Annotated in this window: 12 protein-coding genes; all 12 read right to left on the bottom strand. The window is 60.7% G+C overall.

All coding sequences use genetic code 11. From position 1 onward, the window contains the following. Positions 1 to 71: 71 nt before the first annotated feature. The 12 genes from NLI84_RS19155 to NLI84_RS08370 all read right to left on the bottom strand — a co-directional run bounded on the left by NLI84_RS19155 (position 72) and on the right by NLI84_RS08370 (position 25,139). Positions 72 to 446: a glutaredoxin family protein gene (locus tag NLI84_RS19155; protein WP_255989557.1), complete on the bottom strand. Its 375-nt coding sequence runs from the start codon at positions 444 to 446 to the stop codon at positions 72 to 74. Between the two features lie 222 nt (positions 447 to 668). Then, on the bottom strand, positions 669 to 1,199 hold the full coding sequence (locus NLI84_RS08420) for a hypothetical protein (RefSeq protein ID WP_255989555.1): 531 nt from the start codon (positions 1,197 to 1,199) through the stop codon (positions 669 to 671). Then, positions 1,196 to 6,373 (bottom strand): RHS repeat-associated core domain-containing protein, encoded by a 5,178-nt coding sequence (locus NLI84_RS08415; protein WP_255989554.1) that lies wholly within the window; start codon positions 6,371 to 6,373, stop codon positions 1,196 to 1,198. The genes NLI84_RS08420 and NLI84_RS08415 overlap by 4 nt, the downstream gene beginning before the upstream one ends. Beyond that, the gene (locus NLI84_RS08410) at positions 6,370 to 12,957 is read right to left on the bottom strand and encodes an Ig-like domain-containing protein (RefSeq protein ID WP_255989553.1); all 6,588 of its coding nucleotides are present in this window, start codon (positions 12,955 to 12,957) and stop codon (positions 6,370 to 6,372) included. The genes NLI84_RS08415 and NLI84_RS08410 overlap by 4 nt, the downstream gene beginning before the upstream one ends. Positions 12,958 to 13,084: 127 nt before the next feature. Beyond that, positions 13,085 to 14,626 (bottom strand): hypothetical protein, encoded by a 1,542-nt coding sequence (locus tag NLI84_RS08405; RefSeq protein ID WP_255989552.1) that lies wholly within the window; start codon positions 14,624 to 14,626, stop codon positions 13,085 to 13,087. Between the two features lie 91 nt (positions 14,627 to 14,717). Further along, positions 14,718 to 18,512, bottom strand: coding sequence for a choice-of-anchor Z repeating domain-containing protein (locus tag NLI84_RS08400; protein WP_255989550.1), 3,795 nt, complete (start codon positions 18,510 to 18,512; stop codon positions 14,718 to 14,720). A gap of 666 nt (positions 18,513 to 19,178) precedes the next feature. Further along, positions 19,179 to 20,186, bottom strand: a complete 1,008-nt coding sequence (locus tag NLI84_RS08395; RefSeq protein ID WP_255989548.1) for a LacI family DNA-binding transcriptional regulator — start codon at positions 20,184 to 20,186, stop codon at positions 19,179 to 19,181. 135 nt (positions 20,187 to 20,321) lie between these two features. Continuing rightward, a complete protein-coding gene (gene rbsB / locus NLI84_RS08390) occupies positions 20,322 to 21,260 on the bottom strand; it encodes a ribose ABC transporter substrate-binding protein RbsB (protein WP_255989547.1) in 939 nt (312 codons plus the stop codon). Between the two features lie 123 nt (positions 21,261 to 21,383). Beyond that, complete coding sequence (locus tag NLI84_RS08385; RefSeq protein WP_255989546.1) at positions 21,384 to 22,322, bottom strand: ABC transporter permease; 939 nt, start codon at positions 22,320 to 22,322, stop codon at positions 21,384 to 21,386. A 16-nt stretch (positions 22,323 to 22,338) separates the two neighbouring features. Beyond that, positions 22,339 to 23,820, bottom strand: coding sequence for a sugar ABC transporter ATP-binding protein (locus tag NLI84_RS08380; protein ID WP_255989545.1), 1,482 nt, complete (start codon positions 23,818 to 23,820; stop codon positions 22,339 to 22,341). A gap of 30 nt (positions 23,821 to 23,850) precedes the next feature. After that, entirely contained in the window at positions 23,851 to 24,249 is a 399-nt protein-coding gene (gene rbsD, locus NLI84_RS08375) for a D-ribose pyranase (RefSeq protein WP_255989544.1), read from the bottom strand. Continuing rightward, positions 24,246 to 25,139 carry a ribokinase gene (locus NLI84_RS08370; RefSeq protein WP_255989543.1) on the bottom strand — a complete coding sequence of 298 codons (894 nt, stop codon included), beginning with the start codon at positions 25,137 to 25,139 and terminating at the stop codon, positions 24,246 to 24,248. The genes rbsD and NLI84_RS08370 overlap by 4 nt, the downstream gene beginning before the upstream one ends. Positions 25,140 to 25,292 lie beyond the last annotated feature (153 nt).

The raw sequence follows: 25,292 nt of genomic DNA, 5'->3' as shown, positions 1-25,292 counted from the left end.
ATGTCGAAACGATCCGCCCTTAGACACTACACTGCATACATCAGACTATACTTGCGGCACGATGGCCACGCTTACAGCGCGGCCAGGAATTCAGCGGAATCGAATCCGTCCTTCATATGGTGCTCACGCCCGGCACGGCGGATCACCAGGTAAGGCGTGCCCGTAGCCCCATATTGCTCGAACTCGCGTACGCACTGCGCATCGATACTCATATTGCATTCGGTAAAATCAAAACCGTACTGCTGCAACCAGGATTTGGCCTGCGTACAATAGCCACATTCGGTGGTGGAATACATCACCACCTGATCGGCTCGCACCGTGGCAGCCAGCGCGCGGATTTGCGTTTCATCGAGGTCAGCGACTGTCGCGCCACCTGACTTTGAAAAATGTTGCCAACCCCAAAAAACGCCGGCCAACACCAGCAAGAACACGACGAAACGTTGCACATCCCCTCCCAGGGCGATTTTTCAAGCAATCTGGCAGCCATTGAGATTTACCCGCTCTGACGAAAAGGATCTCCAGCTTGTCTTTACCTATTGGCCCGCGTCGTGCGAGCGACAATTGTTTAGAGAATTGCCGTGACAAGCGCTTAGCCAGCTGTCTCCAAGCTCCGCAACTAGCTATACAAAATCGACGCAAAAGGCAAGACCTGACCCCATTTTTCCAAGCTACTCATCGGGCACATGAATCGTAATCTCCCCATCGGGGCGAACCCTATTCTCCAGCCACTCCGTATCTCCAAAGTATTCCCTTACTTTAAAACTTATCCCTGCTTTTTTTAGCAGCCCACAGAAATACTTCTCTTTTATCAAGCTCACCGACGACCAATTTTCAGCCAAACTAGAAACGACGCTATCGGAGAGCGAACCAATTATCCGCACCCGCTCATCAGCAGGTGCGTGATATCCGCCTCGATTAGAAAATTGCAATTCCAGGTCTTCCGCATTCGTCACTATATCTGCCAGCTCCGCGCTCATATGGTAGCCGCCAGAGTGTGGCAACTTCTCTGGCAACGGCTCAATTTCAGGAAACCAAAAACAAACTCTAAAGTAGTAACTATCTGAATTTCTCGACCAATCAAAAATAAAGATCAAATAACAACCTTCCCCCTCCAAGACCCACTTCTGGCTCACCCTTTTAAACCCACACCGTTTAAAGGAAAGTCCAACTATCTTCTTTAACTCATCATTCAGGTTCATTTTCCCGACCTATACAAATCCAAAAACCCCTGCCATTTTTCGCCTGTCTCCTTCTCCAGCTGCTTAACATACCCATCCAATTGCTTGAGTCCTTTTTTTATTCCACTAGGGGTGTCCGGTTTCAGCTCACGAACAATTTTATTCACCCAATCAATTGAATCTGGGCGCATTCCGTTTTCCAGAGCCTGTTCCACGTGACCTAGAACATCCTTGTAAGCCTTATGTGCACGTTTCCCCGCCTGTATAGCTTCCTGAACAATTGGGTTTCTACAACCCTTGCCGTTGTGCACCAACAGCCCCGCTTCCCCGATGAAGAAGGTATGGGCATTGGCCACTTCCAGATTGAAGACATGCAACGTCTTCTGTTCGGTACGAACTTCGGCAATCGTAGCCGTTCGTTCTGCATCAGCATCGCCGTCGCTGCCCTTGAGCAGCAGTTTCCCGCCCTTCTTCAGCAGAACGGCATCACGCCAGCCTTCTGTCGTTTTGAACGGGTGCCCCTCGGTTGCGGTCAGTTGCTCGCCGTTATCCAGCGTCAAATAGACCAGCGTTTGCTGCTTCTGGCTGGTAAAGATATCGGTGATCTTTTCGTAGCTCAGGCGCTGATCACGCTTGGCCGATTTGCCCTTGTCCTTCCAGTCCGATTGAGCGAGGACTTCATCGCCGACCCTGAGTTCGGAAATCGGCTTCAGCTCCACCTTGCCGAGCTGAGCATCGTTTTCCATAGCCTTTACAGGCCGGACATGCACCAAGGTTTCCGAAGGAAAGCTGTTAATGGCGCAGGGCAAACTATCCCAGGCGCGCTTGCCCCACTCCCAGCCGCGCTTGGCCCCCTTCCACCCCCACTTGGCCAAACGTCCGAATGGGCCCAGCAGGCAACTCAAGCTACAGTCTTTTAAATCACCGGTCAGGTTCTGGCACTCGTCGGTGAGTTCCTTGATGACTACATTTTCCGCCATGCATTCGGCGACGCAGGTGGCATAAGCCTCGGCAACAACCACTCCACCGGCAACAAGCGGTACGATTTCGCCAGTAGGATCAGTTTTATTCACCGGGTCGGCATAGGCGTAGCGGTATTGGTTGATCCCGCCGTCGAGCCCGACGGGGTCCATCGTGATATAGCGGCCGATGCTTGGGTCGTAGTAACGCCGCAAGTTGTAATGCAGCCCGGTTTCCGTATCGGCATATTGGCCCGGCAGGCGCAGGTTCGACGCAATGGTCGGGTTTTCCGCAGTGGCTGCCGGGGTGATGAGCGTTGCCTGGCCGAACACATTGTAGTTTGCGGCCCAAACGATACGGCCAGCCTTGTCGGTGGCCTGCAGCGGCTTGCCCAACTCATCGTTGTGGTAGTAGGCAAAGGTGGGCTGATCGCTGCTATTGCGGGTTTTGACAAACAGATAGCCAGTGGTGAATTCGCTATCGGGCCTTGGGCCATACTGCGTGACCAGGGCCGGAGTACCGATATCGCTTACGCTCTCATCGGCATTCAGGGCTATGGCTTGCTCGGCCTCAGCGATCAAGCCTTCGTCGGCATACAGGTAATAGGTGCGGTTGGCCGGGTTCAGCCCATTGCGCTGGCCATCCTGATACTGAGTCTTCCAGACGCGTCGATCGAGCGGATCGTAGCCGTATTCGGCAATCCGCTTGCCGGCGGCATCGAGTACCTCGGTCAGCCGGTTCTGCGTATCGTAGCGATACTGGGTAACCTTGTTACCAGGCTCGGTCTGCTTGAGCAGATTGCCGATTTCGTCGTACTCGTAGGTCGTGGCGTTGCTGCCGCTGCCACGCTGGAGCAGGCGGTTGTTGTTGTCGTAGACCCAGGCGCCGGTGATCTTGCTGTGGGCGACGCGGTTGCCGACGGCATCGAGCTTGAAGCTTTCGGTCTCGGTGCCAAACAGGCCACCGCTATCGGTTTCCACGCTGGTCAGCCGCGTTTCATCGTCATAGCTGAACGTGCTGTTCTTGGTGCTGCTACCGCTGGCGCTACTATCGGTACGCTGATTGGCCTTGAGCTCCTGAACCTTGCCATAGCTATTGGCGACATTCAGTACCGTTTGCTGGCCAGGGGTTCTGACTTTCAACGCCTCCAGATTCAATAGGCCGTCGAATACGCGCTCCTGCGTCGTGCCACCGGGCAACGTGGTCTTGGCAGGCGCCAGCCACTTGAATTGATTGACGCTGATGGTGCCTTCGCCGGGGATCGTGGCGGTTTCAAGCGCGCCGTTGCCGTTGTAGCCATAGGTGATGGCCGTGCCATCGGGCCAGGTGAGGCTGGTCTTATTGCCTGCAAGGCTGTAACCGTAATCGAAGGCCAGGGTGTAGCCAGCGCCATCCGGTGTGGGGTAGCTGACCGTTTCGCGGGTCTTGCGGCTGGCGTTGTCATAGCTCAGCGTGCCACTGGTGGTCTGTTGACCGGCCGGCCGCGTTGCATCGACATCGCTCCAGCTGAGCAGATTGTCTTCTTCGTCCCAGGTGTACGTGCTGGTACGGCTCAATACACTGCCATTGCGATACTGCTTGACTTCAACCAGACGGTTTCCGGCGTCGTAGCTCATGCGGCTGACGTTGCCGTTGGCGTCGGTGCGCTGGCTCAGATTGCCTGCCGCGTCATAGCCGTACGACGTGGTCTGCCCCATGGGCAGAATATCCTTGATCACGCGCCCATTGCGGTCGTATTCAAATCGGCTGACCCGGCCTTTGGCATCGGTGATTTGCAGCAGATTGCCGTTTACGTCGTAGTCCGATGCGGTTTTATTGCCCAGACTGTCGGTGATTTCGGCAATGAAACCAAAGGCGTTATAGCGATAAAAGCGCGTCTTGCCATTGGCATCTGTTTCGGATTTGACCTGGCCGCGTTTGTCATATTCATAGCTGTTGACCAGCCCTTCGGTGCCCAGGCTGTTTGGGTTCAGCGTGGTTTGCGTCGTGGGCTGTTCGCGCTGATCGAATCGATTCTGCTGCGTAAAGGTGGGGAACTTGACTTCGGTCGGGCTGTAAAGCGCGCCCCGGCTGCCATCGGGGAGCTGATAACCATATTGCGTGACATTGCCCACGGCATCGATCTGGCGGGTCAGGCGCAGGAAGTTATCGAACTCGGCAACGGTACGGCGACCATCCTCATCGGTGTCTTCCACCGGTGAGTTTTGCGCGTCATATTTGAGCGTGGATTCCCCGCCTACCTGATTGGTGGTGCGAATCAGGCGGTTCAAGGCGTCGTAAGCCGCCTGTATCGCCTTGCCGCGCCCATCCACATAGCTGGTCAGGTTACCAACCTTGTCGTAGCTGTAGCTGGCACTGCGCCCCAGCGCATCGGTGGTACTGAGCAAATAGCCGTCGGCATCGACTTCGAAGCGTGTTTTATTGCCGCGCGGATCGGTGAACTGCACCAGGTTGCCGACGCGATCGTACAGGTAGTGCCGTACATGGCCTTCTGGGTCGGTGGTCTGGCTGATCAGGCCCAGCGCGTCGTAGCCGATCTGCCAGCTGGCATCCGGTGTGACCGTGCCGTTGGCTTCAGTGCGGCCCTTGCGCGTAGTGCGGGTGACCCTGCCCTGGCTGTTGACCACGTATTCGGTCACGCGCTGCTCGGGCAGGCCGGCGGCTTCGATCCGCTTTAGCAGATTGCCCTTGCCGTCGTACTGGTACTGGGTCTTGACGCCGAGTTCGTCGATTTCCTCGGTCGGCACCAGGTTCAGCGTGCTGTAGCTGCGCTTATAACTACTGCCATCGGGTCGGTCGATCTGGGTGATCTGCTCGAATTCGTTCTTGACGGTGCGGGTGGTGAAGCCGCGGGCGTTGGTGCGTAGCTCGGCGCGCGCGCCGGTGTCGTATTTGATTTCTTCGTCGGTCTGGCCATTGACGAGGCGCCGCACCAACAGGCCCTGGCGGTTGTGGGTCAGGTCTTCGACACGACGGCCGGCGGCAGTCTCGGGGCCGGTGATCTTGCTGATGAACTGTTTGTTGACGTCGTCGTATTCGAACAGGTAATCGGTGACACCGCCGTCGGGTGCGGTGCGCTTGGCGACGATGCCTCCGTTGTAGGCGATCTGTTCGATGCGGCCTTCCGGATCGGTGATCTTGATGATGTGGTTGCCGTTGTCATAGTCGTAGCGGGTGGTGTTGCCACGCACGTCGGTGACGGCAATCAGCCGGTTGGCATCGTCGTACTGGTATTTGACACTGCGTGGCGCCAGATCCTGGGCGTGCCCGGCAACCGGGTAGTCACGCACCTCGGTGAGCAAGTCATCGGTGTAATGCAGGCTGAAGGCGACCCGGCCGTTGCCGTCCACGGCGCCAGCGAGCCGGCCGTCGCCGTCACGGGTCAGCCAGATGGTGTTGCCATTCTTGTCGCCGTAGGAGAGCACTTGGCCACGGGCGTCGTATTCAATCCAGTCCCCTTCCTTGTGCGTCCAGCGAAAGCCCTTCTCGACCGGTTTCGGTTCGAGCGGAATGCTGCCAACGCTGATGCCGCCAGTGCCACTGCTGCCTCCGCCGCTGCTGCCGATGTAGACCGCCTTTGTACTGGCCTTTTCCAGGAAGGAGCGGCTGCTGAACATAAAACGATTGTTCTCGCCCAGGTAAAGCTCGCTGCCGCGCCGGAAACCTTCGTATTCGAAGTTGGGCGATGAGAGGCCGCCGCCCATGCACAGACTGGCGTAGTCGACGTTGACCCTGGCCGCGACCGGGTAGTCGGCGACCTTGTCACCCATGGCCCGGTTGAATGGCGTGCTTCGCGCGCCCGACATCTTGCCGACCGGGGCGCCACCGATGCTGACCAAGCCACCGGACGGCTGCCAGTCTTCATCGACCCAGACCGAGCAGCCACTTGAGGCACCGCCGACAAAGCCGGTGGTGATCCCCCCAGTCATGTTGTTCCACGACTGAGAAAGGCTTTCCCACTGGGGGTTGAACTTCCACTCCTGACCATCCCATTTGCGCTGCCAGCGCACCGGTCCGGCCGGGCTCTGCACCCGGATATCCTCGACCGAGATGTTGGCATAGCCGTTGGGCACCGTGACGGTGAGGCCGGAATCGGCCCGCACGACACCGGGCAGCAGCGCCGAAATGGCAAGGGCCAGCCCCGCAACGAAGCGCTTGGCGATGCTCGACCAACTCTGTGACTGTTTCAAATGCATGGCAATCAACTTGTAGTTATTCATTACGTTCTTGGTCATTCGCATTCCGATTCGCCATCGCCCTTGGGCACGAACACGCACTTCTTGCCTTTCATCAAGATCGGCGTGCTGGTACTGCCGCCACCCCAGCCGCCACCGCTGCCGCCACCGCTGCCACCACCGCCACCGCCGCCGCTGCCACCGCCGCCACTACCACCCGAGCAGGTGCTATTGCTCGACGAGAACCATGAGCTGCCACTGCCGCACTGCGACTCCTCACCATTCATACACGTAAAGCTGCACGTCACTTCCGCACGGTTGCTGTAGCTGTAGCAACCTGCACCGCTGGCACTGCCACCCGCCGCCTCTTCCAGCGACTTCAGCGCCACCACGCGGTAAGGAATGGTGATGCGTTGCTTGGCTTCCAGCGTGGGAGGTACATCCACCAGGAATTCAAAGCGGAAGAATTGATCGCTCTTGGGCAGGTGCATCTTCACGTTATCGGCACGAATCAAACCGTGATTGGTCAGGCTGAGTTCGCCGTAGTACACGTCGCCACCTGCCATCTTGGGCAAGTTGATACTCGGCGGCTGCATCACCACCACGGCCGCAGGGACGTCCGTTTCAAATGTGGCATTCAGGATGATGTCGTAACGATCCTGGATCGTTACCTCCCGTACGCTCCATTCCACGGTGATCAGGTTGTAGTCGAGGAACACCGGCTGGGTCTGGGTGATCCCCGGCTTGATCTGCAAGCGGCCACCGACCTCCTGGTGGTTGTTGGCCTTGGCCCGGAACTTGTAGCGACCTGCAGGCAGATCCTGGAACAACGCCTCACCCAGGCTGTCGGTCTTGAGTTCGTGGGTAATGGTGGCCACTTCCTCGTTCTGTACCGTGATCGTGGCACCTGCCAGACCCGGGATCAGCTGGCCACTCTTGCCCACCGTGGCGGTGAAGATGTCCGAGGCTTTGAACAGCACACCACCCACGCCGCTCTGGCTGACGCTGGCGTAGACGTTCATCGACTGCTGCGGCACGTTGTCGCCGCTGACGATCAATTTGAACTCGTAGACACCTTCCGCCACGGCTTCGCTTGGCGTGAAGCTCACATCGATTGTTTGCTGCTCGCCGACCTTGAGGGTGCCATTGGCCTGACTTGCCAAACTCACCCAAGACGGCGCTGCGCTGCCGTCGGCCCGCATCAGCGTGAACTGCAGATTCAAGGCGTCCTGCAAGCCCTTGTTCTGTACGGTGATCGATTCAATTTGCGTAGCGCCCTGCGCCACCCCGGTTTCGACCAGGCTGGGTTTGCCCACCAGGAAAGGCTTGGCCTCCGACAAGGTGTAATTGACACGCACTTGGCTCAGCGGCGTCTGCGCATGCTCATCGCTATAGACATCCAGGATCACCGAACCGGTGTTCTGGGCGGTGTTATCCGCCGTAAACAGGACCGGGACATTCAGCGCTTGCCGTTCACTGAGGTTGACCGCGGCCGGCAGCTTGAGACTGATGCCCGCCGGGAGCTGGCCTGTCGGCTGGCTGGCCGGGTTCAAGACCAGGCGCAGATTGCGCGCCGTGGTGCCAACGCCCGCCTTGGCCACAAACGGAATGCTGAACGGGTAGTTCTTCGGCACATCGAGCTTGTAAGGTGTCGGGGCCACCGTGACACGGTTGATGGTGAAGCTGCGTTGCTCAGGCCTATCCGTGACATCCGGATGCACCGCGCTCACCTTGTACAGACCCGCATCGGTCAGCGTGGGCTTGAACGTTTGGCTGAATGCACCGGTTGCATCGGTCAGCACCATGAACACCCGCTCGAACCCTTGCTGGTTCAGCACCAGCTTGACGCGGGTATTGGGCAGCGGTGCCTGGGTCGCCCTATCCAAGGCTTGCCCCTTGATGATGACGTCCTCATCCCCAAACGAGTTGACTGGGCTGATGTCGGTAAGCTCCGCGGTATAGGCGGTATCAAGCAGCGACACCGAGCGTTCCGAGCCGCGGCCAGCGATCACCACCTCGTCCGCTCGGCCACTGTGGTACCGCAATTTATCCACTTCAAGCACCACCCGCAGTCGATCCGGGCTGCTGGCCGGCACGTTGAGCTCGAATGCGTCGGAGGTATAACTGGCACCCGCCGGGATCCGGGCCACCGTCTGACCATTGGTCAAGGTGATCACGTTGGCGCCCAGCGCCTGCAGATAGGGCTGGTTGGTCAGGACGTTGCCATCGCCGTCGAGCAACTTGAACCGCAGCTCGTTCGAGGCAGTCTGCCCGTTGTTGCGGGCGGTCAGCAGCTCGACCTCGACGTCGCTGGTGTTCTCGATCGTAAGGCGTACCTTACCAACTGCACCACGGACGAACGAATCGGTCGCCATACCCACAACCAGCGTACTATCGCCAATCTCGAACTGGACATCCTGTACCAGACTGACGAGTTCGCCTTCGTTGGGCTCCTGCTCCAGGCCAAGCTGCGCGGTAGTCAACCCAGGCAGATCGGCATAACCGCCGACCACAACCGGAACCAGCCGGGTTTCATTCGCGGCGAGGCTGAAAGCATCGGAGACATGGCGCTTGTTACCCAGCTTGATCACGACCTTGGCATTGGCCAAGGCTGCAGTCGAGGTGTTGCTGACCTGAACCTGCAGCCGGTTCATTACCCCACGCTTCACTGGAAGGCCGGATGCGACCTGCAAGGCCACGGCTGGCAGGCGGATGCCGCGGGCCATTTCCACGCCGTCGCCATCGACTGCCGATACGGTGTAATACCGGTCGCCGGCGGTGAAACCTGTATCCACATATTCCAGCGCAGCCAGCGGCGTTACGGTGAGGCGGGTCTTGGCCGCATCACCCAGATCGACGTGATAGCCAGCCACAGCCGAGCGCGAAGCCCCCCAGCTCAGCTTGGGCAAGGTATTGCCTATCTGTTCGACCTTGAGCGACGGCACCGGCAACAAGGTGGCATTCAGGTACGCCGAGTTGGACATGGCCGATTCATTGCCAGCGGCATCGACGGCCGTCACCACGTAGGCGTGCTCGGTCGGCGATGGCGTGGCATCGACGGCGGCAGTCTGCCGGATCCCTGTTCTCAACGGCGTCTTGCCATCGATCGAGGTAATCTCCGTTCCGTTGCTGCGATACAGGTTGTAGCTATCCACTGCACTGGCTAACGGCGCCAGCCAGCGCGCAACAATCCCTTGTCCGGTCAGTTGCAGATTGAGGCCTTGCGGTGCGCCAGGTGCCGTGGCGCTGGCACTGACTTCCACCACCACGCTTTGCTCCGACAATGACTCCTGGCCATTGGATAGGCGAACGGAGGCGACGGCATAGCGATACTTGCCATCCTGCGTGGTGACATCGAGATGCTGAACCCCGGTAACCCGTGCCAGCGGCGTCAGGACAGTCTCGCCCGGTGCTTGGCGATACAACTGATAGCCCGAGGCCTCATTGACGGCTTGCCAGCTCAGGGTGATCTTGCCGCCCGGCTGCGCCTTGGCGGTCAACGCGAAGGGCACTTCAAGCGGCGGCAGATTGCCCTGATACACCTGGAAGCGATTGGCCGCAGTGATCCGGGTCGAGATATTGTCCAGATCGTCCTCGGTGCGAACCGCGAACGACAGGGTTTCGGGCGTGCTGGCACCCGCGTCGCCCGGCAAGGTGAAACTGCCGCGCCAGGTGGTCGGGTTCAACTGCGTCACACCGGTGATTGCCACTGGGCTACGCAACGGGCCGGACAGACTGTACGACAGTTGTGGCGCTACGCCAGCCTTCATGGCCTTGTCCAGCGTCAACGTCACAGTCACTGCGCTGGCAGCGTCTGCGCGCAGCGGTGCAGCAGGATCGACGACGAGCGCCGTCACCACAGGCCCGGCGGTATCGATCTTGAGCGTCGCGCCACTGTCAATCTCGGTACCACGGTTACCCACCAGGTCACGTGCCGAGAACAGTGCATTGGCAGTGCCGGCTGGTGTGTTGGCATCAACCTGGAAGGAGCCGGTATAAGTGGTGGCATCGGTCTTGACCAGCTCGATCGTGATCGGCGCCCCGCCCTGCGGCACGATGGCCAGATACGGATCAGCCTGCAACGCTTCGCTAACCTTCAGCGTCACGCCTACCTTGCCTTGGCCAACGCGGCCACTGGCCGGGTCAACCTTGCCTTGGGGGTTGAAGACCAGGGAAATCGCATGCGGCGCCGTGCCATCCGACACAACCTGGGCCTGTTCGGTTGGCACCGACGGCGTGCCGACGCTATTCACCGCCACGACACGGTAGTACCAGGCGCTGTCCTGCGACGGAAGATCGTCATAAACCGTGACCGCGAGCGGGCTATGGTTCAGCTTGGTTGCTTCAGCCGTTGCTGCGAACGGCACGGCAGCGCGATAGAGGTCGTAGCCCGTGGTATTCGAATCGGTCGACTTGGTCCAGGAGAGACGCACCTTGCCCGATGCTTGCGCTGTCGCCACCAGATTGGACGGACTTGCCGGTACCGTGATGTCGAGCGTTACCGACAACGCGGCCGACAACGCACTGGTTCCCCATTGATCAGTCGCCGTCGCTTGGATCTGGTTGGCGCCCGGACTCAAGGTGACCGTGGTCGAGAACTTGCCGTCATTGCCGGCTACCACTGTCCCGCCTGCAGCCTGACCATTGATCAGCGTCTGCACCGTGCTAGCTGCAGGCGCAAGACCGACAACTTGCAAGGTGGCATTCCGCGTCACGGTGCCCGCGGCCGGACTGCTCCAGCGCGGTGCATCCGGCAGCTGATGCGTCACATTGATATTGAAGTTCTGCGTGCTGACATTGCCCAGCGAATCGGTCGCGCGGAAACCCAGGACGTGCGCCCCATTCGGCACCTTGCTGATATCCAACGTTGCCGAATAATTCGCCACGCCCGAAGCCGTGCCAACGACTGCGCCATCCAGTAGCAGCTCGACCTTGGAAATACCGCTGCGGTCGCTGATGTCAATGCCCACCACGGTACTACGCTGAATGGAGGCCCCATCGGCCAAAGCAACCGCACCAAGCTTGGCGTTGCTTAGATCCGGACCTGATGTATCAGGAGTTGCGTTCGGGGGATATGGAACCCCATACACTTCGATATTTCTCAGCCCCACCCAACTCTGCGAACTGGGTACAGAAATTTGCAGATACCGGCCGACCTTCGAGGCTATAACAACGTCTCGACGCACGTCATGTTTTGCAAAAACAGACTCAGAATAACTTTCAACGAAGTCACTTCCGTTGGAAGACAACAGTATTTTTTCAACCCGAGTTTCCGAGTCAGCCCCAGTACGAGTCAACACCCCAGTTGCATAAGAAACCTTGGAAATCGTGTATTCGGTCCCGAGATCAACCTTGATCCACCCGGAAAAGGCCCCCGCCAACCAGTACCCGGAATTGAAACCTGCATATGCCGTGTCCGACCGATCCCAAGACGATGCCGTGTAGTTGTTGATTGGTAGGTTACGGGAGATCACACGTACAGCATACGGCGACCGTACCACAGACACCGTATTCGTTCTCTCCGAAACACGTCCATTCTGATCGATCGCCACCACTCTCAAGGCATGAGCAGATTCGGAAACACTGCTCGGGTCCCACACTATCGAATAAGGTGCAGCGGTTTTTACCCCTAACAGGGCTCCATCCAGGTAAAACTCTACCTGTTTGACACCAGCGACATCCGACGCTTCGACATCAATAGAAATTGGGTCTGAAACGTAACTACCTGCGGCCGGATTCGTAATGGCCAGTTGCGGGGCTTGCGTATCCACCAGTACGGAACCCGCCAGCGCAGCTGTAGCGATCGTTCCAGCTGCATTGCGAAATTGCACCGAAATCGCCTTGGCACCGTCACCCGCCGAGGTCTCAAAATCGACCGTTGCGCTGCCATTAGGCAGCGGTTTGAACGAAACTCCGGCAAAGGCCCCGTTTTCGGCAATCCGGTATTCCGTTGCGTTGGCGCAGGAAACTTCCAGCGCCACATTGTGTTGCTCGAAATATGGAGCCGAATTCGTCAACCGCACACTGGGGTTAAGCAGCGGCGCGGCGCTGAGATAGCTGCCATAGTTAACGCCAGCCGAAACCACATCCCCCAAGCCCTGCGGATTGGCAATGCTGTCCTTGGGGCCCGTGCTGTGGCCCCACCAATTGCCGGCAGCCAGCACCGGCGTTTGTGGGTTCAGATTGGAAATGGCGTGGCTGGTGTTCGTGCTGAACTGACTGTTGGTGACCGTGGGCGCAGAGCCGGATTCGGCCAGCAGGCCCACGCCGTTGCCAATGAACGACATGTTCGCAAGCGTCGGACTGGCTGCATCCAGTAGCCGCAAACCAATAGCGTTACCGGAGAAATACAGCGACTTGAGCACAGGTTTCCACCCGCGTACGGTCAACGCGGATTGAGCCTGTCGGAACGTCGCCTGTTCCAGCGTCAGGCCATGGGTGGATGCGGACTTTTCGATCCGCACGCCGCCCCATTGCACGGGCGGTTCATCCGCGCTGGTGGTGCCGCCTGTGCTGGCGTCGGCACGGCTGGTGAATACCACCCCCTTGCCAGCATTCAGCTTGTCTCGCACCACCAGTTGGGCATCCTGACCGAACTTGACGACAACGTCGTCCAGTATCGTCAACTCGGCGGCACAGATCATGCCACTAGCCAGTACCAAGGCCCACAAAAGGCCCTGGGGACGCCCCCATCGCTTCATACCTATCCCGCGCATCGCTGTTCTTCTCTATGGTTACCGGCGCTTAGCCCCGTGCAGTTCGCATCTCGACTCAGACAGACGGAATCTGCCCCAGCACGGAGGCCGGCACTTCATAGGTCTTGCCCGAGACCGTGATCAGGGTCACCGTGCCCGTGGCCGGCAGGCCCAGTGCCGCAGTCACGGCGATTTTTTCCACCCGCTCGTTGTTGGCATAGTGCGACAGCGCATCGCCCAGAGAAGCCACGATGGTGTACATGGTCGTCGCCGACAACGTGCTCGGGCCCTTGGGCAACGCGACCTGCACACTCGCCGTAGCGCTCTGCGCGGTTCCGGCAAGCGCCGGGCTTTGCGCCAGAACGCGATCACCGTAGGCCGGCGTGACGGTCAGCATGACAGTATTGCCCACCGGTACGCCGCTGGTTTCGAACTCCACCGTCACGGGGTTCTGCAGGTCTTCCGGCAGCACGATATCGGCGTTGCCGGTCGGATTGGCCGGTGCGGCCACGCCCGCCACCTTGGCAATGCGCAGCGCAGGCGCATTGGCCACAAAGATCGGGCCCGGCGTGCCCGGCTTGTAGGTCGGCGTGTTGGCCCCGTTGTAGGTGATGGACTCGCCTTCGAGACGGATGCGGCCAGAAGAGCCATTGCCACCGGTATACGTTTCGTCGCCGTTGCTACCATTCGCTGTACCACGCCAGCCACCGCCGGCCTGCAGCTGACCATTCCCCGAGATGCGGGTGGCAACCACCCGAATGGCGCCCCCCGAACCGCCACCACCCGATGCGCCATAACCCGTGCCTGCGGAACTGCCGCCCGCACCGCCTCTGGCATATATGCCACCGGTAATGTTGACCGTTCCGCTGGCCGCGATCAGCAATGCGCCGCCGCCACCACCGCCACCAGTACCCGGATAATTGCTGCCACCGGCGCCGCCGCCGGCCCCCGAACCCCCGATCAACGGGAGAAGAAGCTCCGACCCATAGGAAGTACCCGCCGCTCCGCCGCCTTTGTCATAGGAAGAGCCAGGATCATGTCTGTATCGATATGAGCCCTCCCCTGCCCCAGCGTGGCCACCGCCACCTCCCCCCATCCGGTAGAGATCGTCGCTATATGGAATGCGATAAGAAAGACCGCCGCCAGCGCCAGCGCCGGGGCCAAGCGCTGCACCACCGGTGTATAGAGCCTTCTTTGCAATCCCGTCTGCATTGGAGCTCGTAGCTTGTGCCTTGCCCCCACGCCCTCCTGCAAATCCGCCCGGACCACCGGCTCCCGGCAAGCCGTCATCGCCTTGATTGCCGTCACCGGCAGTGCCGCTGTCCGCGCCTTTGTCGCCATCGAGGTTGAGCGTGCCGGCTATCGTCACATCGCCGGAAGCGAGGATGACAACCGGCGTATTGGCGGCATTCTTCTTGAACTTCACCGTCACACCCGCCGGAATACTCACCGTGGTGTAATTGAGAATACCGGAAGCCGGCAGCTCGACCACGGTATTCACCGTGGGATTGAAAGCACCATTGGAACCGGTACTGCCGCTCTCGAACGCATGCGCCATCATCGCCGGGAGCAGGGCCAGCACTGCCAGTGCCCTACCTGCCTGTTTTGCCAACATCATTTGATCTCTCCTTCCCTGTTCATCGATGGCGGTTTCAGGTCCAGCTTGTGGGCACTGACCGCCATCAGGCCCTGCTTAGTGTTGCGCCGTATCACGGCGCGATAATCGTCAAGGTATTGGTCGGCCCCGCAGTACCGTCGCTTTCGCCACCGGCGACCCACAGTTGCACCACAAACGCACCCAGTGCCGCGTCGCTGGCCACGCTCACCGGTACGGTCAGCTTTTCGCCAAAGGTATCGGTGCTCCACTGCGGCGGGCCCGACTGTGCGACCCCCACCGCCGGCGTAAACCTCAAACCTTCGACCAGACGCAGCCGGTTGCCGCGGAATACCAGCGACGTGGTTTCACCCTGTTTGGCCACAATGGGCGACATCGAAGTCAGCTCAGGGATACCCTCGCTGATCTTGATCGTTGGCGCACGGCCAAGTGCCGATACGGTGCCGGTGTCCGATTGCAATGCAATCGTGTGCCAGCCCGGCAGTGCATCGGCCGCCACGCTGATCGGCAATGTCAGGCTACGGCCGTCCGGGGCCACCACGACAGCCCCCAGCGTCACGCCAGCCGCAGGAAGGGCCAAGGCCCCTCGCAACGATTGCAAGTTGACGCCGGTGTAGGTCAAGGTTCCGCTCGCCCCCGGCAGGAAGCCGCTCCACTCGTCGACGCCATCCAACACGGCACCTACGCTGACCCCAAGCAGCGAAGCGCTGGCCTGCACCGTCCGCTCGACAGGAACTACGACCGGCTCTTCGCCGACCCGCACTCCCACCGGGCCTGCCAGCAGCAAGCCATCGTATGGCTGGGCCTGCGCCTCGTTACCGACACGCACACCGACGACAGGCGCTGCGATAGGAGACACGCTCGACAATACCTGGCTGCTCAAGGTCACCTTGTTGGCTGGCATCGCCACACCGGTGGAATCACCCGCTGGCGTCGTCACCATCACAACCCGGTCGCCGGCTACGGCAGCCGCTGCGGCACTCACCGTCACCGTCAGGCTGAGCCCATCCCCAGCCACCACCGGCGGACTGATCGACATCCCTTCACCAGGCTGCAGGCGTACCTCACTGGCTTGAGCCAGGTTTCGCCCTCGCACTGTCATGCTGACTGGATTCGCCCCGAGAAGCAGGTAGTTGGGCGTAACGGACTCAACCACGGGCAGCGGCGCGACGATACGCAAGCGCTCCAACTCTGCAGAGCTGAACCGAACCACGTTCGTGCCCGCCATGGCCCGTAGCTCTCGCAAGCCATGAGGCGCATCCACAGCCACCACAACCGGAATATCCACCTGCCGCCCATCGGCCGAGACCACGGGGCTACCAAACTGGATGCCATCCGGCGGCAGGGCCTGCAATTCAGTCAGGCTTGCAAGGCCATTGCCACTCAAGCGCAGCGTGAAGCTGGTTCCAACCACACCGACATTCGGGCTCACGGCACTGATGCCGCTCCCCCAGATCACGCCGAGTTCGGGAGCAAACGCGTTGGTCGGGACCAGAACATCGTTGTTTGCCGACCCAACGGAAACCCCCAGCACGCTCGAAACCACTGGCCCCAATGTCTGGTTGATCTGCTGCACCACCTTGAAGGTGTTGTTGGGGCCCGCGGTTTCGCTGGAAGTACCCGCTGCGGTTTCAAGCACCAGAACATGACTGCCTGGCAGGGCGGCTGCACCGACCTGAAGCTGCAGCGTCATGCTGGAGCCATCCGGCGCGATCACCGGACTGTCGTCGAGCACCAAGCCCTCACCGGGCAACAGGCGCATTGCGCTGGCACCCTGCAAGTGCTTGCCACGCACCGTCAGCGCCACGTTCTGCCCCGCAAGCGCATGGAGCGGAGCGATCGAATGCACCGCTGGTAATGGACGGGTAAGCAGCAAGCGTTCCGCAGCTGCAGTTGCCGCCGGAACCGCCTTGCCCTGACCATCGGTCACGACCAAGGTCCGCAAACCGGGCTCAGCATCGGCAGAAACGGCCACTTGCACTCGAACTGAACGACCATCCGCCGCCGGCTCCGGCACACCGGCAGTCATGCCGTCGCCGGGCCTGAAACTCACATTACGGATATCGCCAAGACCCATGCCATTCAACGCGATCCATTCCGTGGTACCGACAGTGATGCGATCCGGAGCAAGCGCGGTGTAACCAGCGCCCACGTTGATGCCCAGCAAACGGCTGGTAAGCGGCCCAACTGAAATGTCGATTGGTGGCTGAGGCGCCTCTGCGACCACCACCCCCAATGGAGGAGCAAAGCTAACCGACAAGGCGCGGTAGTCAGCTGTGACAAAAACCGGCACTTCGACGGTCGCCAAGGTGGGTGAAGTAATGACGACCTTGGTCTGGCCCGCAAGCTTGCCCTTGATGCTGACGGTGATCGAAGTCTGGCCTGCTTCAAGCTGCAATTGTGTCGGCGTCACTTCAGCCACTGCCGAATTTACGGAGGCAAGCGTCAGTACATGCGCAATCGTATCGGCGCGGGACAACTTGAGCTTGAACGGACGGGATACGGCATCTGGCGGAATCGCCAGTGGTACCGGCTCCACATCCAGTGTGGGCGGTGCTACGACCGTCGCATTTGCTACAGCGCTTGCAAAGCCAGTTCGGGTCGCGGTCACGGAGGCCGATCCTGCCGCGGCTGCAAGTGCCACAACGTTCTTTTCCTGCTCACCCGCTGCAAAAATCACAGGGGATGGCACGGACAACACTGCAGGATTGTTGCTCTTCAGATCGATTTCGACCCCGCCGACCGGTGCCGGGTGAGCCAATCGCAACGTCAAAGCATGCTGTGCGCCCACGACCAAGCTGGCCGTAGCGGGTGACAACGCCAGCTTGTTGGCCTCAACGGCCAACAAGGCCTCGTTCGAAACGAAGTAGTTGCCCGGCTTCGCTGCGTCCTCAGTGCGGACGCGCACGGACAACGATGCAATTTGGGGTTGGTTCGGTATCGTCGCAGCCAATTCAGTCGCGCTGATATACCTGCTTGGAATCAGATCACCATTGAGCATCGCCGAGCTGGCCTCGGCAAAGCGAAGCCCACTCAGGACGACTTCGACCGGCCCCTGGGCTACGCTGATTTTCGACGGAACAATATTGTTCAATTCTGGCTGCAGCGCGACGATGCTGAACGCGTCGGCGAACACAAGCTCGCCCGCATCGGTCAACGCCGAAAAAGTGGCCAAACCCACATCGGCATCAGGTGCTGCTGTCACCCGGAGCGTTGCCGCACCCGCCGTCGGGCTACCCACCACCTCGGCGGAGACGCCGCGCCGGTCGAAGCGAGGTTGCGTCAATCCGCTCAATCGAGTGCCAGTCACTGCAATGGACGCACTCTGTCCAACCTGCAGGCTGGCCGGACTCATCCCCTGCACCAAAGGCGGGGCGCCCACCGAGAGCGTCCCCGTCTGCAGCAGGTAAGGGATGCCCCGCAAGCCCCAGGTCACTGAACCGGAAACGACGCCAGGCGCCACCAAGATCGCATTGACATCGTTGTCTTGTGCTGAGTTGCCCACACCAATTGGCGATGCCGTAGCGTCCAGGCGAACCGCCGCCCCCTGGTGACCTCTCAACGTGACGTGATTGAGCACGGGGGATGCATTGTTGATCTGTAAGCCCTTGCCGTACTCCACGACGACATGCTCTAGCAGGCTCGCATTGCCACCCGCATTGATTGCCAGGCCTCCCCAACTGCCACGTGGCGCCACTCCGCTGCCCTTGGCCATCTGTGCGGTCAGACGAACTGGTTGCTGCGAGGTCCCAGCTAGCTGAAGCGCCCCCCCTTGGACAACGATGCTTGCAGCTTGGGTCACATAAACCGTTACCCCAGCCTCAACCCTCAGCGTAATGCCATTGGGGACGAGAAGATCGGAAACAACCGTGACATCGCCGTCGGACACTCGCCATGTCGTATCCCGTACCAAAGAACCAGACGCCGTGATATCGGCACTGGCCCCCAAGCTTGAGAGCAACGTACAAGCAACCAGCGCGGCCCTAGCCCATGCAGCTCGCACAAGCCCCTCCCCACGCAGCTCGCCTATCACGCGAGCGCAGATCAATTTTTGTCATTAGTTCGCTGAAAGCGATTCGTAAGGCATTGATTTGCCAAAAAAGTCAGCAAATGGATTGTCAACGACTGCACTTGAATGCACATCAATACAAAACTTACAACATAGCAACACCCACATTTCTGATCGGGTCGAAAAATACATGAAACTCCACGGAAAAGTCATGCCCGCACCATACACACGGCCAAAATTACCGACGAACGGAAGAACAAAACAGAAAAAGGGGCGCCACCCAGTTGCGCCCGTCATAAAGATACTTACTGTAAAAATACACTCTTCCGCAGATCTCACGATGCGCGAGCCCACAAGAAGGGCGTATGGAACCTGCTTTGCCAAAAGCGCCAACTAGCCCACATTCACGAACCGATCGAGGCATCGAACTCAATGGAATGCGGCGAGCATAACCAAAATTCTTGGGCTTCGGTCGTGATGACATTAACTTCGATCAGTACAAAGGCGAGAATCAAAAGCTTACAAAATAAACTACACTCGTAAGAGTTAGACTTCTTCGATACGTCGGCGGATCTGCGCCGGCACCCAGGTGGAATCGACCGCCCCGCCCTCGATCAGCGCGATCACGCGGGTCAGGCTCTCGCGAGCCAGGCCCTCGGCATCCTGCGCCACCGACGCGATCTGCAGTGGCAGGCAATCAAGCAAGGGGTGATCGTCAAAGGTCATCAGCCGGGGTGCGCGGCCGAGCGCGCCCTGAGCGATCAGCTCGGCCAGCACGCCTTCGAGCAGCGTGATGGCGCCGGTGAACAGCGCCTGCGGATAGCGGCCGTGTTCGGCCTGCCACTCACCGATCAGCGCCTGGCCGGAGCTGCGGCGGTAATCGCGCTGGCGTACGAAATCATCAGGTGCGGCGACCTGTGCGGCAGCCAGCGCGGCGCGATAGCCGGCCAGCCGGTCGCGGCTGGGTGAAAGCTCGGACTGGCCGCCGAAGTACACCACCTCGCGGCTGCCAGCGGCCAGCGCTTCGCCGACCAGCGTCGTCACCGAATCGGCGGCATCGGTCACGACAAAGGGAATCTCGCAGTCGTCGACCCGGCGATCGGCGAACACCATCGGCAGGCGCGATTTCCAGCGCAGGTAACGCTCGGCGTCGTTGCTCGCGGGCACCACGATCAGCCCTTCCACCTGGCGCGCCACCAGCTGGGCGATACCATCCGTTTCCTGCTCGGGATCATCGTCACTGGTGACGATCAGCAACTGGTAGCCAGCAGCGCGGCTCTGCGTTTCCAGCGCCTGCGCGAAGTTGGCATGCGCATAGTTGACGAGCTCGGGCACGACGAGGCCCAACGTACCACTTTTGCGACTGCGCAACGCACGTGCCGATTGCGAGGGCTGGAAATGATGCTGCGCCGCAGTCGCCTGTACCCGCTCCACCGTCGCCTTGGCAATGCGATAGCGCTCGGCATGGCCGTTGAGCACCATGCTCGCCGTGGTTCGGGAAACACCGGCGAGGCGGGCAATATCGTCGATGGTAAGGCGTTCGAACTGGCTCATGGTATCCAGACGTGACAAGCAAGGGCCGAAGTTTAAACCAAGGTGGGCACCATTAGGGTAAACACCTACTCCGGTACTTTGCTATTACGGCTGCCAGTTGCACACAGGGCCGGCGAACCGGCCCTGTTGCGGGTTTTATTGCTTCACCAGATCGAGCGGCACCGGGATGTTCTTGTCGACAGGCTTGCCGTCGATCAGCAGCTTGGCCGCCTCGATGCCCATCTTGCCGATCAGCTCGGGCTTTTGCTGCACGGTGGCAGCCAGCGTGCCGGCCTTCACCGCCGCAACGGCGTCGGGCGTCGCATCGAAGCCGACGATGACGACGTTCTTGAGGCCGGCAGCCTCGACGGCCTTTTGCGCACCCAGCGCCATTTCATCGTTATGCGCGAACACGCCCTGCACGTTCTTGTTGCCCTGCAGAATGTTTTCCATCACCGATAGCCCCTTGGCCCGGTCGAAGTCGGCCGGCTGCTTGGCAACCAGCTTCACGTCCACCTTGCCGTCGACCACCGAGTGGAAGCCCTGGCCGCGCTCACGCGCGGCGCTGGAGCCAGCAATGCCTTCGAGCTCGACAATATTGCCTTTACCGCCGATCTTCTCCAGCAGGAACTCGGCTGCCATCTTGCCGCCGGCCACGTTGTCCGACGCGATATGCGCGCTGACTTCGGCGCCGTTCACGCTGCGATCGAGCGAAATCACCTTGATGCCGGCGGCGGTAGCCTGCTTCACCACGTTGGCCACCGCATCCGAATCGGTCGGGTTGATCAGGATGACCTGCACCTTCTTCTGGATCAGATCCTCGACGCTGGCGATCTGCTTGGCCGGATCGTCCTGCGCGTCGACGGCGATCAGCTTCACGCCCCGGGCCGTGGCTTCGGCCTGCGCGCCATCGCGCAAAGCAACGAAGAAGGGATTGTTGAGCGTCGATACCGCAAGGCCCACCGTGGCTTCGGCCTTGGCGCCCGCCGGTGCGGACGCCGCCTCGGGGCTCGCGGTATCGGGCCCCTGCTTGGAGCAGGCGATCAGTCCAACGGCCAGAAGGCCAGCGAACAGGGTGGTGATGGTGCGTTTCATGGTCGACTCCTCAGTCGCGTTTTGAAGCGGGCTCGTGGCCCGTTTGGGGTTGACCCTTGCGGATCGTTTTGCCCACGGAGCCGACGCATTGCCCCAGCCCCGTCCCATTCCGATGCGTTGCGATTACCGTTTGCCGGCACGGTCCAGCAGCACCGCCAGCAGGATGACGGCGCCTTTGACGATGAGTTGGTAGAAGGACGAGACGCCCATCAGGTTGAGGCCGTTATTGAGCACGCCGATCAGCAAGGCTCCCACCAGCGTGCCGAAGATCCAGCCACGGCCACCCGCGAGGCTGGTGCCGCCCAGCACCACCGCGGCGATCGCATCGAGCTCGTAGCCCACGCCAGCCGTGGGTTGTGCCGAGTTGAGTCGCGAAGTCAACACCACGCCGGCCATGGCCGCCATTGCGCCGGATATCGTGTACACCCAGATCTGCACGCGATCGGTCTTCACGCCGGAGAGCCTGGCCGCTTCCGGGTTGCCACCGGTGGCGTACACATGGCGACCGAATACCGTTTTCTTCAGCACAAACCAGAACAGCGCGAACATCAGCAGCGTCCATACCACCGGAACCGGTACCAGTCCGGCTAGATAACCACCGCCCAGCGTGGAGAAAAAGTCGCTGGAAAACCCGGTGATCGGGCTACCGTTGGACAGCACCAATGAAGTGCCACGCAGCACCGTCATCATGCCCAGCGTGGCGATGAAGGGCGCGACCTTGCCCTTGGCGACAATCAGGCCGTTCACCGAGCCCATCAGCGCACCAGCCAGGATGCCGACCAGCGTCGCCAGCACCGGGTCGTAGCCGGCCTTCATCAACATGGCGGTCAGCACCGAAGAGACGGCGAGGATGGATCCCACCGACAGGTCTATGCCGCCCAGAAGGATCACCAGCGTCATGCCGAAGGCGATCAGCGCGTTGATCGACACCTGGCGCATCACATTCATCAGGTTGCCGACGGTAAGGAAGTCCGGACTCATGAAGGCGAGGCCGACACAGACAACCATGAGGGCGATAAAGGGCCCGAGTTTTTGCAGCGTGGCTTTTTGTTGCGGGGTCATGGTCGTTTCCCTGTGATCAGAGTCCGCCAGTGGCGGCGGTCATGATTTCTTCCTGGTTGGTGGTCCTGGCGTCGAAGATGGCGGCCTGGCGCCCCTGGTGCATCACCAGGATGCGGTCGCTCATCGCAAGCACCTCGGGCAACTCGGACGACACCATCACAATGGCGGTACCAGCCGCGGCCAGCCGGTTGATGATGTGATAGATCTCGGCCTTGCCGCCGACATCGACGCCACGGGTAGGCTCGTCGAGCAACAGCACGCGCGGTGGCTTGGCCAGCCACTTGGCGAACACCACCTTCTGCTGGTTGCCTCCGGAGAGGGATTTCACATCAAGCTCGGCATCGCGGGTGCGGATGCGCAGCTCGCCGATTAGTTGCTGCACCGCTGCGCTCTCGGCGCGGCCATTCACCACGCCGCCGCGGGCGTATTCATCGAGATGAACCAGGGTGGCGTTCTCGCGCACCGACAATCCGAGCACCAGGCCCTGGCTCTTTCTATCCTCGGTGACAAAGCCGATGCCGGCGGCAATCGCCTCGCCCGGATCGCGCGGCACCACCGGTTTGCCGTCGAGCTCGATCTGCCCGCAGGTTGCGCGGTTGACGCCAAAGAGCGTCTTGAGGATTTCGCTGCGCCCTGCCCCCATCAGCCCTGCCACACCCATGACTTCGCCGGCGCGCACTTCGAAACCTATCCCGCTGATATTGCCTTCGTCCGACAGATCGGCCACCTTGAGCCGCACCTCGCCTGGCGTCACTTCACGCGCCGGGAAGCGCTCGCCCAGCTCGCGGCCAACCATCAGCTTCACGATCTCGTCAAAGCCCGTTTCGGCGATCACGCGCTCGCCAACGAAGGAGCCATCGCGCAGCACCGAGATCTTGTCGCAAATCTTGAAGATCTCTTCCATCCGGTGCGACACGTAAACAATGGCCACGCCGCGCGCCTTCAGGTCCGCCATGATCTGGAACAGCGTTGCGATCTCGTGCTCGGTCAGCGCGGCCGTGGGCTCGTCCATGATCAGCACCTGCGCGTTCAACGACAGCGCCTTGGCGATTTCCACCAGCTGCTGCTGACCGATCGACAGCGTGCCGGCCTCGCGGGTGGGGTCGATCTGCCCCGCACCCACTTTCTGCAGCCAGACGCCGGCCTCGCGGCGCATGCGACCGCTATCGATCACCCCGAACCGGCGCGGCTCGCGGCCGAGGAACAGGTTTTCCATCACCGACAGTTGCGGGATCAGGTTGAGTTCCTGGTGGATGATGGCGATGCCGCGCTCTTCCGCATCGCGCGTCGATCGGATGTTCACTGGCAGCCCATCGACGGTAATGCTGCCGGCGTCCGCGCTGTACACGCCACAGAGGATTTTCATCAGCGTGGACTTGCCGGCACCGTTTTCGCCCATCAGCGCGTGGATCTCGCCTCCCGCGACCGAAAAATCGACGCCCTCGAGCACTCGCACCGGGCCGAACGCCTTGTTGATGCCTGCCATGGCCACTTGCATGCTCAGCTCCTTAAGACCGTGAACAGGTGCTTAAAAAATCACGCCGGAATACAGGATCACGTTGGCGTAGGGCGTGGCCTCGCCGGTACGGATCACCGCGCGCGCGCTGCGGCTCAGCTCCTTGAATTTTTCGTGCGTGACGTAATCGACCTGCACGCCGTCGCGCGCCAGCGCCGAGGCCCGCACCGCCACCGCGCTGTTGTGCGTCAGCGCCTCGCTGGCAAACACCGCGCGCTCCACCTGCAGATCAGCCAGCACCGTTTCCAATACATGGAAGAAGGCAGGATCGCCGATGGCCAGCGACAGATCGATGCATTCCACGCCAGCAGGGATAGGCAAGCCGCAATCGGCGATCACCACGCTATCGGTGTGCCCCATGCCAGCCAGCACGCGGGCGATGTCGCGGTTCAGGATGCCCAGTTTTTTCATGGCCGGCTCCCGAGAAAGGCATTGAGTTCCGCCAGCGTCGGCATGCCGCCCTGCGCGCCTGGCTTGGTCACCGACAGCGCGCCGGCGGCGCAGCCGCGACGCACCGCCTCGGCCAGGCCCAAATCCCAGAACGCAACCAATGCACCATTGAAGGTATCGCCTGCACCGGTGGTATCGACTGGCTGTACCGGGAAACCGGCTTGATGCAGGACCGCTCCCGCGCCATCGCTGTAATAAGCCCCCTCGCCGCCCTTGGTCATGGCCACCCGTCCCGGCAAGGCGGCAAGCAGCCCCTGCCAGTGGGCATCGGGCTCACCCAGCGCCATCGCGAGTTCGTATTCATTCGGGGTGATCAGCGTGCTGCGCGCCAGCAGGCTGTCCGGCAAACGCATGGCCGGCGCCGGGTTCAGCACGAAGGGTTTGCCATGACGCACTGCCAGCGTGGCGGCGTGTTCCACGGTGGCCAGCGGCACTTCGAGCTGGGCCAGCACCACATCGGCCTCGGCAAATGCCGCCTCCGCGACATCGAGGTCGTCCGGGCTCAGCAAAGCATTGGCACCGGGAACCACGATGATGGCGTTGTCGGCGTTGCACAAGGTGATTGCTGCGATGCCGGTCGAGACTCCCGCTGTCACGCCAACCCAGCGCGTATCGACGCCATCGGCGGAAAGGCCCGCCATCAACTCGCGGCCAAACGCATCGTCACCCACCCGGCCGAGCATCGTCACCTTTGCGCCGAGCCGCGCCGCCGCCACGGCCTGGTTCGCGCCCTTGCCGCCGGCATGCGTGGCAAAGCCCTGCCCGAACAAGGTTTCACCCAGCCGCGGAAACGTCGCCGTCGCCACGACCAGATCCATATTGATACTGCCCACCACTAGCACCCGCGTCATCGCGGTTCTCCTTGTGCGCCCAGCCTGATAGCCACGCAGCAAACCGGTCAAAACTGCGCGCCATCGCAAAGCTAAATCGTGATCAGCAGCACGTTGTGTGCGTTATAGCAGAGCCCGTGGCGCTTGTGAAGGTCACTATAGGATATGCCTTAG

Origin of the sequence: Chitinolyticbacter albus, from assembly GCF_024437655.1 — a bacterium.
GTDB lineage: Bacteria > Pseudomonadota > Gammaproteobacteria > Burkholderiales > Chitinibacteraceae > Chitinolyticbacter > Chitinolyticbacter albus.
This window is presented reverse-complemented; position numbering and strand designations above follow the sequence as displayed.

Coding starts and splice junctions, on each gene's coding strand:
- NLI84_RS08380 (WP_255989545.1), bottom strand. CDS start 23,820: ATGCAAGTGGCCATGGCAGGCATCAACAAGGCGTTCGGCCCGGTGCGA.
- NLI84_RS08370 (WP_255989543.1), bottom strand. CDS start 25,139: ATGACGCGGGTGCTAGTGGTGGGCAGTATCAATATGGATCTGGTCGTG.
- rbsD (WP_255989544.1), bottom strand. CDS start 24,249: ATGAAAAAACTGGGCATCCTGAACCGCGACATCGCCCGCGTGCTGGCT.
- NLI84_RS08420 (WP_255989555.1), bottom strand. CDS start 1,199: ATGAACCTGAATGATGAGTTAAAGAAGATAGTTGGACTTTCCTTTAAA.
- NLI84_RS08385 (WP_255989546.1), bottom strand. CDS start 22,322: ATGACCCCGCAACAAAAAGCCACGCTGCAAAAACTCGGGCCCTTTATC.
- rbsB (WP_255989547.1), bottom strand. CDS start 21,260: ATGAAACGCACCATCACCACCCTGTTCGCTGGCCTTCTGGCCGTTGGA.
- NLI84_RS08415 (WP_255989554.1), bottom strand. CDS start 6,373: ATGACCAAGAACGTAATGAATAACTACAAGTTGATTGCCATGCATTTG.
- NLI84_RS08405 (WP_255989552.1), bottom strand. CDS start 14,626: ATGATGTTGGCAAAACAGGCAGGTAGGGCACTGGCAGTGCTGGCCCTG.
- NLI84_RS08395 (WP_255989548.1), bottom strand. CDS start 20,186: ATGAGCCAGTTCGAACGCCTTACCATCGACGATATTGCCCGCCTCGCC.
- NLI84_RS08410 (WP_255989553.1), bottom strand. CDS start 12,957: ATGATCTGTGCCGCCGAGTTGACGATACTGGACGACGTTGTCGTCAAG.